The organism is Plasticicumulans sp. (assembly GCF_035331805.1).
In the GTDB taxonomy this organism is placed as follows: domain Bacteria; phylum Pseudomonadota; class Gammaproteobacteria; order Competibacterales; family Competibacteraceae; genus Plasticicumulans.
The window spans coordinates 1-10152 of sequence record NZ_DAOLKE010000114.1; the positions used below are offsets into that span (position 1 = coordinate 1).

General features: G+C 70.2%; 9 protein-coding genes and 1 pseudogene. 3 read left to right on the top strand and 7 right to left on the bottom strand.

The window, feature by feature from the left end:
• The 7 genes from PKE44_RS09790 to PKE44_RS09820 form a co-directional block, all read right to left on the bottom strand.
• On the bottom strand, positions 1-572 hold a 572-nt coding region (locus PKE44_RS09790), incomplete at its 3' end, for a septal ring lytic transglycosylase RlpA family protein (RefSeq protein ID WP_324550550.1).
• 20 nt (positions 573-592) lie between these two features.
• Entirely contained in the window at positions 593-1642 is a 1050-nt protein-coding gene (gene mltB / locus PKE44_RS09795; protein WP_324550551.1) for a lytic murein transglycosylase B, read from the bottom strand.
• A gap of 31 nt (positions 1643-1673) precedes the next feature.
• Positions 1674-2813, bottom strand: coding sequence for a rod shape-determining protein RodA (gene rodA, locus PKE44_RS09800; protein WP_324550553.1), 1140 nt, complete (start codon positions 2811-2813; stop codon positions 1674-1676).
• Positions 2814-2820: 7 nt separating this feature from the next.
• A complete protein-coding gene (gene mrdA, locus PKE44_RS09805; protein WP_324550556.1) occupies positions 2821-4716 on the bottom strand; it encodes a penicillin-binding protein 2 in 1896 nt (631 codons plus the stop codon).
• Positions 4717-4736: 20 nt separating this feature from the next.
• Complete coding sequence (mreD, locus tag PKE44_RS09810; protein ID WP_324550559.1) at positions 4737-5228, bottom strand: rod shape-determining protein MreD; 492 nt, start codon at positions 5226-5228, stop codon at positions 4737-4739.
• 4 nt (positions 5229-5232) lie between these two features.
• The gene (mreC, locus tag PKE44_RS09815) at positions 5233-6192 is read right to left on the bottom strand and encodes a rod shape-determining protein MreC (RefSeq protein ID WP_324550560.1); all 960 of its coding nucleotides are present in this window, start codon (positions 6190-6192) and stop codon (positions 5233-5235) included.
• Between the two features lie 64 nt (positions 6193-6256).
• The gene (locus PKE44_RS09820) at positions 6257-7306 is read right to left on the bottom strand and encodes a rod shape-determining protein (RefSeq protein ID WP_324550564.1); all 1050 of its coding nucleotides are present in this window, start codon (positions 7304-7306) and stop codon (positions 6257-6259) included.
• A gap of 189 nt (positions 7307-7495) precedes the next feature.
• Between PKE44_RS09820 and gatC the strand changes: the two genes are divergently transcribed.
• The 3 genes and pseudogenes from gatC to gatB form a co-directional block, all read left to right on the top strand.
• Positions 7496-7783, top strand: a complete 288-nt coding sequence (gene gatC / locus PKE44_RS09825; RefSeq protein ID WP_324550566.1) for an Asp-tRNA(Asn)/Glu-tRNA(Gln) amidotransferase subunit GatC — start codon at positions 7496-7498, stop codon at positions 7781-7783.
• 157 nt (positions 7784-7940) lie between these two features.
• The gene (gatA, locus tag PKE44_RS09830) at positions 7941-9395 is read left to right on the top strand and encodes an Asp-tRNA(Asn)/Glu-tRNA(Gln) amidotransferase subunit GatA (RefSeq protein WP_324550568.1); all 1455 of its coding nucleotides are present in this window, start codon (positions 7941-7943) and stop codon (positions 9393-9395) included.
• Positions 9396-9583: 188 nt separating this feature from the next.
• Positions 9584-10152: pseudogene (gatB, locus tag PKE44_RS09835) on the top strand (Asp-tRNA(Asn)/Glu-tRNA(Gln) amidotransferase GatCAB subunit B); the annotation flags it as partial.

Genomic DNA, 10152 nt, shown 5'->3' on the forward strand with positions numbered 1-10152 from the left:
GCGAGCACGTCGGCACTGCCGCGATCGCGCGACGCGAGCAGCGTGCCGGCATCGCCGGGCTTCGGCCGGCGGTGGGCATCGGCGAGGGTCTGGAAGGGCGCGACGGCTTCGAGTTCGACCTCGGCCGTGCCGCGGCCGGTGACATCGAGCGCCCTGGCGGCGGCGAACGACAGGTCGATGACGCGATCGCCGACGAAGGGGCCGCGGTCGTTGACGCGCAGCACCAGCGACTTGCCGTTGCGCAGGTTCGTGACCTTCACCCAGGTCGGGATCGGCAGCGTCTTGTGCGCGGCCGAGATCTCGTGCATGTCGAAGGGCACGCCGCTGGAGGTCTTCTTGCCGTGGAAGGCATCGCCATACCACGAGGCGATGCCGCGCTCGCGGTAACCCTCGCTGGTGCCGAGCACCTGATAGCGCTTGCCGAACACCACGTAGGACTCGGGGTTGCCGGAGCGGCTCGGCGGCTCGGCGCGCCGGTCGCCCGAATCCGGCGTCGAGCACGCCGCCAGCCACAGCGCGCCGGCCCCCAGCAGCAGTCGCACGGTGACTCGCATCTTCGCGTTCGCAGGCATCGGCCCTCGTCTCCGCTGGCTCAGCGCCGGGCCGCGATCGCTTCGGACAGCTGCGTGACTGCCATCGCGTACAGGGCGCTGAGGTTGTAGCGCGTGATCGCGTAGAAGTTGTCGAAGCAGAGATACGGCTCCAGTCCGGTCTCGCCGTCGAGCGTCACCAGCAGCGCCGTGCGTGCCGCATCGACGGCCGCGGCCGGCTCGACGCCGCGCGCGCGCCACTGCGCGATGCTCAGGCGCGTCAGCGACTTCGGCGCGCGGAAGTTGCTCGACACCGCACCTTCCCAGCCCGGGCCGCTCAGGCGTGCCGGCAGCGCGATCAGCGGATCGGCGCGGCGCCAGCCGCTGTTGGCGAGGTAGTTGGCGATGCTGCCGATCGCATCCTCGGGGTCGGTCCAGAGGTTGCGGTGGCCGTCGCCGTCGAAGTCGATCGCGAGGCGCCGGTAGCTCGACGGCATGAACTGCGCGAGCCCCATCGCGCCGGCGTAGGAGCCGAGCGGCTGGCGGAAGTCGAGACCTTCCTCGGTCGCGAGCACCAGGAAGTTCTCCAGTTCCTTGCGGAAGTAGTCGGCGCGGCGCGGGTAGTCGAAGGCCAGCGTCGCCAGCGCCTCGAACACCGGGAACTTGCCGGTGTTGGCGCCGTAGAGGGTCTCGACGCCGATGATCGCGGTGATCACCTGCCCGGGCACGCCGTAGCGGGCCTCGGCGCGCGCCAGCGCCGCGGCGTTGGTGCGCATGAACTCGACGCCGCCGCCGATGCGTTTTTCGGTCAGGAAGATTTTCCGGTAGGCCGACCACGGCTTGGCTTCGGCCGGGCGGTCCATCAGCTCGATGATCTCGGGGCGCGAGGCGCTCTGCGCGAAGGCGCGGCGCAGCGCCCCGGCGTCGATGCCGTGCCTTGCGGTCATCTCGCGGATGAAGGCGTCGACTTCGCTGCGACCGGCGAAGGGCTGGCCGGTGGCCGGTTCGGCAGCGGCGACCGGGCGCGGGCGGGCTTCGACGACGGGCGGTGTGGCGGTGGCACAGGCGCCGAGCAGCAGGCCGGCGGCGGCCACGGACAGGAGGCGGATCATGCGGCAGGGAAGCCCTTCCGGCGCGTCGCGCTCAGTGCCCGACGCGGCGGCGGTGGAAGTGGAGGCTCATGAGGATACCGAAGCCGGCCATGATCGTCACGAGCGAGGTGCCGCCGTAGCTGACCAGCGGCAGCGGCACGCCGACCACCGGCAGGATGCCGCTGACCATGCCGGTGTTGACGAAGGCATAGAAGAAGAACACCAGCGCCAGCGTGCCGCCGGCGATGCGCCCGTAGGTGTCGCCGGCCCCGGCCGCGAGGCGCAGCGCGCGCGCGACGATCAGGAAGTACAGCACCAGCAGGATGCAGACGCCGATCAGCCCGAACTCCTCGGCGAAGGTGCCGAGGATGAAGTCGGTGTGCGACTCGGGCAGGAATTCGAGGTGCGACTGCGTGCCGTTCAGCCAGCCCTTGCCGTACAGGCCGCCGGAGCCGATCGCGATCTTCGACTGGATGATGTGGTAGCCGGCGCCGAGCGGATCGGCCTCCGGGTCGAACAGCGTGCGCACGCGCTGGCGCTGGTATTCGCGCATGCCGTATTCCCAGAACACCGGCGCGACCGCAGCGATCGCGGCGATCAGGCCGAAGATGATCTTCCACGACATGCCGCCGAGAAACAGCGCGAACAGCCCGGCCGAGAACACCACGAGGCCGGTGCCGAGGTCCGGCTGCTTGGCGATCAGCACGAAGGGCACGCCGGCGATCACCGCGCCGACCAGCAGGTGCGGCACGCGCGGCGGCAACTGCTTGTCGGCGAAGTGCCACGCGAGCATCAGCGGCACGGCGATCTTCATGATTTCCGAGGGCTGGAAGCGCACGAAGCCGAGATCGAGCCAGCGCTGCGCGCCCATCGAGTGATCGCCGACCAGCAGGACCGCAACCAGCAGCAGGTTGCCGATCGCATACAGCGCCGGCGTCCATGTCCGCAGCAGCGTCGGCGGCACCTGCGCGAGCACGATCAGCACGACGAAGCCGAGCCCGAGGCGCGTGCCCTGGCGGATCACCGACTCCAGATCCTGCAGCGAGGCGCTGTAGAGCACGACCAGCCCGATCGCGGCGACCGCGAGCAGGCCGAGCAGCAGCGGCGCATCGAGGTGCACGCGCGCCAGCAGCCGCGGGCGCGGTGCCTCGCGATCGTGCAGCGGGGCATCCTGGAAGGCGTACGGACTCATGACGACCTCATGGCGGCGGGCTCGCACCGGCGGGGGCGCCCGCGGCGTTGGTCGGCAGCAGGTAGGCATCCATGACCTTCTTGGCCAGCGGCGCAGCCACCGAACCGCCGTGGCCGCCGTTCTCGGCGATCACGGCAACGGCGATGCGCGGCGCATCGGCCGGTGCGAAGGCCATGAACAGCGCGTGATCGAGCAGTTCATCCTTCAGGCGGCTGGCGTCGTAGCGCTCGTTCTGGCCGACCGTGAACACCTGCGCGGTGCCGGTCTTGCCGGCGATGCGGTAGGCCGAGAACTTGCCGACCGCCCGGAACGCCGTGCCGCGTTCGGAGTGCACGACGTGGGTCATGAAGGCCGTGACCCATTCGAAGATGCGCCGGTCCGGCGCGGCGACGCTTGGCAGCGCCACCGCCGGCAGCTCGGTGATGCGCCGCAGCGCCGGGTCCTCGAGCGCATGCACGATGCGCGGCTGGAAGCGCCGCCCGCCCATCGCCAGCGTCGCCGTCGCGCTCGCGAGCTGCAGCGGCGTCACCAGCAGATAGCCCTGGCCGATGCCGACGCTGACCGTGTCGCCGGGGAACCAGGCCTGGTTGTAGGTGCGCCGCTTCCAGTCCTGCGAGGGCAGCAGGCCGCTCTTCTCGTTGCGCAGGTCGATGCCGGTCGGCTTGCCGAAGCCGAACTGGCCGAGGAAGGCCCCGATGCGGTCGATGCCGAGTTCGAGCGCGAGATCATAGAAGTACACGTCGCAGGACTCGGTGATCGCGCGGTCGAGGTCGGTGCGGCCGTGGCCGCCGCGGCGCCAGTCGCGGAACTTGTGATCCTGCCCCGGCAGCTGGAAGTAGCCGCCGCAGAAGATCGACGAGTAGCGGTCGACGGCGTTGTAGGCGAGGCCGGCCAGACCCATGAACGGCTTGATCGTCGAGCCGGGCGGGTACATGCCGCGCAGCGCGCGGTTGTACAGCGGCCGGTCCGGCGAGGTGTTCAGCGCCTTGTAGCTCTTGGCGTCGATGCCGTTGACGAACGGATTCGGATCGTAGGACGGGTTCGAGGCCATCGCGATCAGCTCGCCGTTGCGCGGGTCGATCGCGACGATGGCACCGTTGAAGTTCGCCTCGCTGAGCGCGAGTTCGGCGACGCGCTGCACGCGCGAGTCGATGGTCAGGTAGACGTTGCGCCCGGCGGTCGGCGGCGTGCTCTCCAGCACGCGGATCACGCGGCCCTGGGCGTTGGTCTCCACCTGCTGGTAGCCGACCTTGCCGCGCAGCACGTCCTCGTAGGACTTCTCGACGCCGATCTTGCCGATGTGGCTCGACCCCGAGTACTCGGCCGGATCGAGGCGCGCAAGCTCCTGCTCGTCGATGCGTCCGACGTAGCCGACGACGTGCGCCATGTGCGTCCCGAGCGGATAGGTGCGGGTCAGGTCGTTCCTGATGTCGACGCCGGGCAGCCGGAACTGGTTGATCGCCACGCGCGCCATTTCATCCTCGGTGAGGTTGAAGCGCAGCGGCACGCCGTTGTAGCGCGGGCTGCGGCGCAGCAGGCGCCGGAAGCGGTTGATCTCGGAGTCCGACAGCTCGATCAGCGTCTTGAGCTGTTCGAGCAGCGCCTCCATCTGCGCGTGGCTGCCGACCTGCTCGGGCGTGATCTCCAGATGAAACGACGCCAGGTTGCCGGCGAGCAGCACGCCCTTGCGGTCGAAGATCTGGCCGCGCGTCGGCGGCACCGGCACCAGCCGGATGCGGTTCTGGTCCGACAGCGTCGCGAAGTGCTCGTGGTTGACGATCTGCAGCCAGGCCAGACGCGCGGCGATCACCGAGAACAGCAGGAACACCAGCACGCCGGCCACCAGGGCGCGGCCGGCGAACAGCTTGCGCGCGGCGCGCGTGTCGCGAAGCGGGCGACTCATGGCACTCGATCCGGAAACGCTCAGGAAACCTGGAAGCGCCGGCGCAGGTCGCGCAGCACGATGAACACCCACGGCCAGGCCAGCATGCCGCCGAGCGGCGGGGCCAGATACCACCAGTCGCCGGGCGGATAGCCGGTGATGCCCTTGATCCAGACCACCAGCAGCTGTTCGATCATCAGGAACGAGGCCACCGACAGCGCCTGCTGCCATAGCGGGAACACGCGGATGCGCTGGTGGAAACGCACGGTCAGCCAGGCGACCGTCGCCAGCCCGAGCGCGTGCTGGCCGAGCAGCGTGCCCTGGGCGGTGTCCTGGATCAGCCCGAGCACCCAGCCGGTGCCGACGCCGACGCGGTTCGGCAGCGCCAGCGCCCAGTAGGTCAGCACCAGCCCGACCCAGTCGGGCCGGAAGCGGTCGATGACCGGCGGCAGGTGCAGGCTGGAGAGCATCAGCGCGACGACGAAGGTCAGCAGCACCAGCCCGTAGCCGCGCGAGGTTTCGATCGACCCCATGGTTTCAGTGCCTGCCTGCGGCCGCGGCCGGCTTGTCGGGCTTCGGATGGCGATCCGGCTTCGCGGCATCCGGCACGGGCGCGACGGCGGCGGCTCCGGGGTGGGCGGCCGGATCGGCGATGTCGTCGAGGATCATCAGCACCTCGCGCACGCGATCGAGATGCGCGGTCGGCTGCGCGAACACGCGCGCGAACGGCCGGCCGGGGTCGAACTCGACGCGCGTGACGCGCGCGACCGGATAGCCGCGCGGAAAGCGCCCGCCGAGGCCGGAGGTCACGACCAGATCGCCGACCTTGACGTCGCCGTTGTTCGGGATGTTCGGCAGCTCCAGCTCGCTGAAGCGCCCGGTGCCGACCGCGAGCGAGCGGATGCCGTTGCGCGTCAGCTGCACCGGCAGCGCGTGCGCGGGGTCGGTGATCAGGATCGCCGTCGAATCGAGCAGGTTGGCGTGCGCGACCTGGCCGACGATGCCGCGCTCGTCGATCAGCGGCTGGCCGATGCGCGCGCCCTGCTGCGTGCCGCGGTTGAGCAGCACCTGGTGGCGGTAGGGGTCGAAGTCGACCATCAGGATCTCGGCGATCAGCACGCGCTCGGCCGCGACGTTGACCGTCGATTCCAGCAGCGAGCGCAGCCGGCGGTTCTCGGCCTCGAGCGCGGTGAGCTTCTGCAGCTGGGCATTGATGAACAGCTGCTTCTCGCGCAGGCGCTCGTTCTCCTCGACCAGCGCCGAGCGCGATTCGAAGTGCTGCGCCAGCCAGTCGGCGGCCTCGAACGGCAGCTGCACGGTGACCTGCAGCGGGTACAGCGCGGTGGCCAGCACGTTGCGCATCAGCTCCAGGTGGTGCTGGCGGTGGTCGACCGTCATCAGCACCACCGACAGCAGCGCGAGCAGCGCATAGCGGATCGACGCGGCCGTTTCCGGTGCGAACAGCGATTTCGACTGGCGGGATTCCAGCTTGCCCACGGCGTCCCCCCGGCGACGGGAGCAGGCCCGCGGCCGCGGATGCAGACGGCCGCAGGGGAGGCGGTCAGTCGACCGCGAAAGTCTGCGCGCCGCGCTCGTCGATCAGTTCGAGCACCCGGCCGCCGCCACGGGCGACGCAGGTCAGCGGGTCCTCGGCGACGACGACGTTGAGGCCGGTCTCCTCCATCAGCAGCCGGTCGATGTCGCGCAGCAGCGCCCCGCCGCCGGTCAGCACGATGCCGCGCTCGGCGATGTCGGCGGCCAGCTCCGGCGGCGTCGATTCCAGCGCCTTCTTGACCGCGCCGGTGATGCCGGACAGCGGTTCCTGCAGGGCTTCGAGGATCTCGTTGGAGTTCAGGATGAAGCTGCGCGGCACGCCTTCGGAGAGGTTGCGGCCCTTGACCTCGATCTCGCGCACGTCCGAGGTCGGGTAGGCGCTGCCGATCTCCTGCTTGATGCGCTCGGCGGTCGGTTCGCCGATCAGCACGCCGAAGTTGCGGCGCACGTAGTTGGTGATCGCCTCGTCGAAGCGGTCGCCGCCGATGCGCACGGACTCGAAGTAGACGATGCCGTTGAGCGAGATCACCGCGACCTCGGAGGTGCCGCCGCCGATGTCGACGACCATCGAGCCGCGCGGCTCGTCGACCGGCATGCCGGCGCCGATCGCCGCGGCCATCGGCTCGGGGATCATGAACACCTCGCGCGCGCCGGCGCCGAGGGCGGATTCCTTGATCGCCTTGCGTTCGACCTGCGTCGAGCCGCAGGGCACGCACACGAGCACGCGCGGGCTCGGGTTGAAGAACTTGCGCGCATGCACCTTGCGGATGAAGTGCTGCAGCATCTTCTCGGTGACGGTGAAGTCGGCGATGACGCCGTCCTTCATCGGCCGGATCGTGCTGAGGTTGCCGGGCGTGCGCCCGAGCATCTTCTTGGCCTCGGTGCCGACCGCGGCGATCGTGCGCGGCCCGCCGCGCGTGGCGTCCTGCTGGATCGCGACCACGGACGGCTCGTTGAGCACGATGCCCTGCCCGCGGGCATAGATCAGGGTATTGGCGGTCCCCAGGTCGATGGACAGGTCATTGGAGAAGAGTCCGCGCAGACGTCTGAGGAACATTGTGCTTGCCGTAGCCCCGTGGAAAAGGCGCGGCATGGTATCAACGGCTTGGTAGCCGGGCAAGGCGAGTCCGGGGCCGGGGTTTGGGCGGGCGCCGGCATCCGTGCTACCGTGCGCCGGCCATTTCATCGCGCTGCACCATGACGGGCGCATGGCTGCCGAACCGCTGTCGAGAGGAGTCAGGAACCGATGTCGATGGGCCCCGAACAGGTCGCCGCCACCGCGCAGCTCGCGCGTCTGGCCCTGCGCGCCGAGGATGTGCCGGCCGTGGCCGGCAAGCTGTCGGCGATCCTCGATCTGGTCGAACAGATGAACGCCGTCGACACCGCCGGCATCGTGCCGATGGCGCATCCGCTCGAACTGAGCCAGCGCCTGCGCGCCGACGCCGTCACCGAGTCCGACCGGCGCGCCGACTTCCAGGCGATCGCGCCGCAGACCGCCGACGGCCTGTATCTGGTGCCGCGCGTCCTCGAGTGAGGCCGGCAGCGGGCGTCGCGGGAAGAGGCAGGGAGAAGCTGCGGATTTCCTGCCTCGGCCCTGTCCAGGCCCTGCGCTGCCCGCGCCTCCCCCCGCGCGCCTGACGCCTCATCCGCTCCTGCGCCGTCCCCCGTCCCCGACCGGGAAGTGAATGCCCATGCACACCCAGACCCTCGCCGAACTGGCCCGCGGCCTCGCCGCCGGCGCGTTCTCGTCGCGTGAGCTGACCGAGGCGCTGCTCGCGCGCATCCAGGCGCATGACGGCGCGCTGAACAGCTTCATCACCGTCACGCCCGAGCGCGCGCTCGCGCAGGCCGATGCCGCCGATGCCGCGCGTGCGCGGGGCGAATATGGCGCGCTGACCGGCCTGCCGATCGCGCACAAGGACATCTTCTGCACGCAGGGCGTGAAGACCTCCTGCGGCTCGAAGATGCTCGATCGCTTCGTCGCGCCCTACGACGCCACCGTGGTCGCGAAGCTCGATGCCGCCGGCATGGTCATGCTCGGCAAGACCAACATGGACGAGTTCGCGATGGGCTCGTCGAACGAGTCGAGCTGGTACGGGCCGGTGCGCAATCCCTGGGACGTGCAGGCGGTGCCGGGCGGTTCGTCCGGCGGCTCGGCGGCAGCGGTCGCCGCGCGCCTGCTGCCGGCGGCGACCGGCACCGACACCGGTGGCTCGATCCGCCAGCCGGCCGCGCTCTGCGGCATCACCGGCCTCAAGCCCACGTACGGGCGCGTGTCGCGCTGGGGCATGATCGCCTACGCCTCCAGCCTCGATCAGGGCGGACCGCTCGCGCGCACCGCCGAGGACTGCGCGCTGCTGCTCGGCGCGATGGCCGGCTTCGATGCGCGCGACTCGACCAGCGCCGGGGCACCGGTGCCGGACTATCGCGCCGGCCTCGAAGCCGGGCTCGACGGCCTGCGCATCGGCCTGCCGAAGGAATACTTCGGTGCCGGCCTCGATGCCGGCGTCGCGCGCGCCGTCGAGGCGGCGATCGACGAATACCGCCGGCTCGGCGCCGACGTGGTCGAGGTCAGCCTGCCGAACGCGCAGCTGGCGATCCCGGCCTACTACGTGATCGCGCCCTGCGAGGCATCGAGCAACCTCGCGCGCTACGACGGCGTGCGCTTCGGTCACCGCTGCGAAGCACCGCGCGACCTGGTCGATCTCTACACGCGCTCACGCGCCGAGGGTTTCGGTGCCGAGGTGCAGCGGCGCATCCTGGTCGGCACGTATGCGCTGTCGGCCGGTTACTACGATGCCTATTACCTGAAGGCGCAGCAGATCCGCCGGCTGATCCACGAGGACTTCCGCCGCGCCTTCGAGCACTGCGACCTGATCGCCGGTCCGACCACGCCGGATGTCGCCTTCGATCTCGGCGAGAAGGCCGATGATCCGGTGGCGCTGTATCTGGCCGACATCTACACGGTCGCGGTCAACCTCGCCGGCCTGCCGGCGCTGTCGCACCCGGTCGGTGACAAGGGCGGGCGGCCGGTCGGCCTGCAGCTGATCGGTCCGGCCTTCGCCGAAGCGCGCCTGCTGAACGCCGCGCACCGCTTCCAGCTCGCCACCGACTGGCACCGGCGCGCGCCGCAGGGCTTCGCGTGAGGGGAGCGTCAGGGGATGAAGCGTGATCGGCGATGAGGGCGGTGGGGAATCGGGCGGCCGCACCGGCGTCTGCCGGTGCCGCGGCTTCGCGCCGATCCCTGTCCTGCTGAGCGCCGCCTGCCAGTCATCCCCGCGCAGGTCCCGGGCCTGATCCCTCACTCCTTCAAACTCACTCCAGGTACGCACGGATGGAATGGGAAGCAGTCATCGGGCTGGAGGTGCACACCCAGCTCGCGACGAAATCGAAGATCTTCTCGGGCGCGGCCACCGCCTACGGCGCCGAGCCGAACCGTCAGGCCTGCGCGATCGACCTCGGCCTGCCCGGCGTGCTGCCGGTGCTCAACGCCGAGGCCGTGCGCATGGCGGTGATGCTCGGGCTGGCGATCGACGCGACGGTCGCGCGGCGCAGCGTGTTCGCGCGCAAGAATTACTTCTATCCGGACCTGCCGAAGGGCTACCAGATCTCGCAGTACGAGCTGCCGGTGGTCGCCCGCGGCCACCTCGACATCCTGGTCGACGGTGTGGCGAAGCGCATCGGCATCACCCGCGCGCATCTGGAGGAGGACGCCGGCAAGTCGCTGCACGAGGACTTCCACGGCCTCTCCGGCATCGACCTGAACCGCGCCGGCACGCCGCTGCTGGAGATCGTCTCCGAGCCCGACCTGCGCTCGGCGCAGGAAGCCGTCGCCTACCTGAAGAAGCTGCACCAGCTCGTGGTCTGGCTCGGCATCTGCGACGGCAACATGCAGGAAGGCTC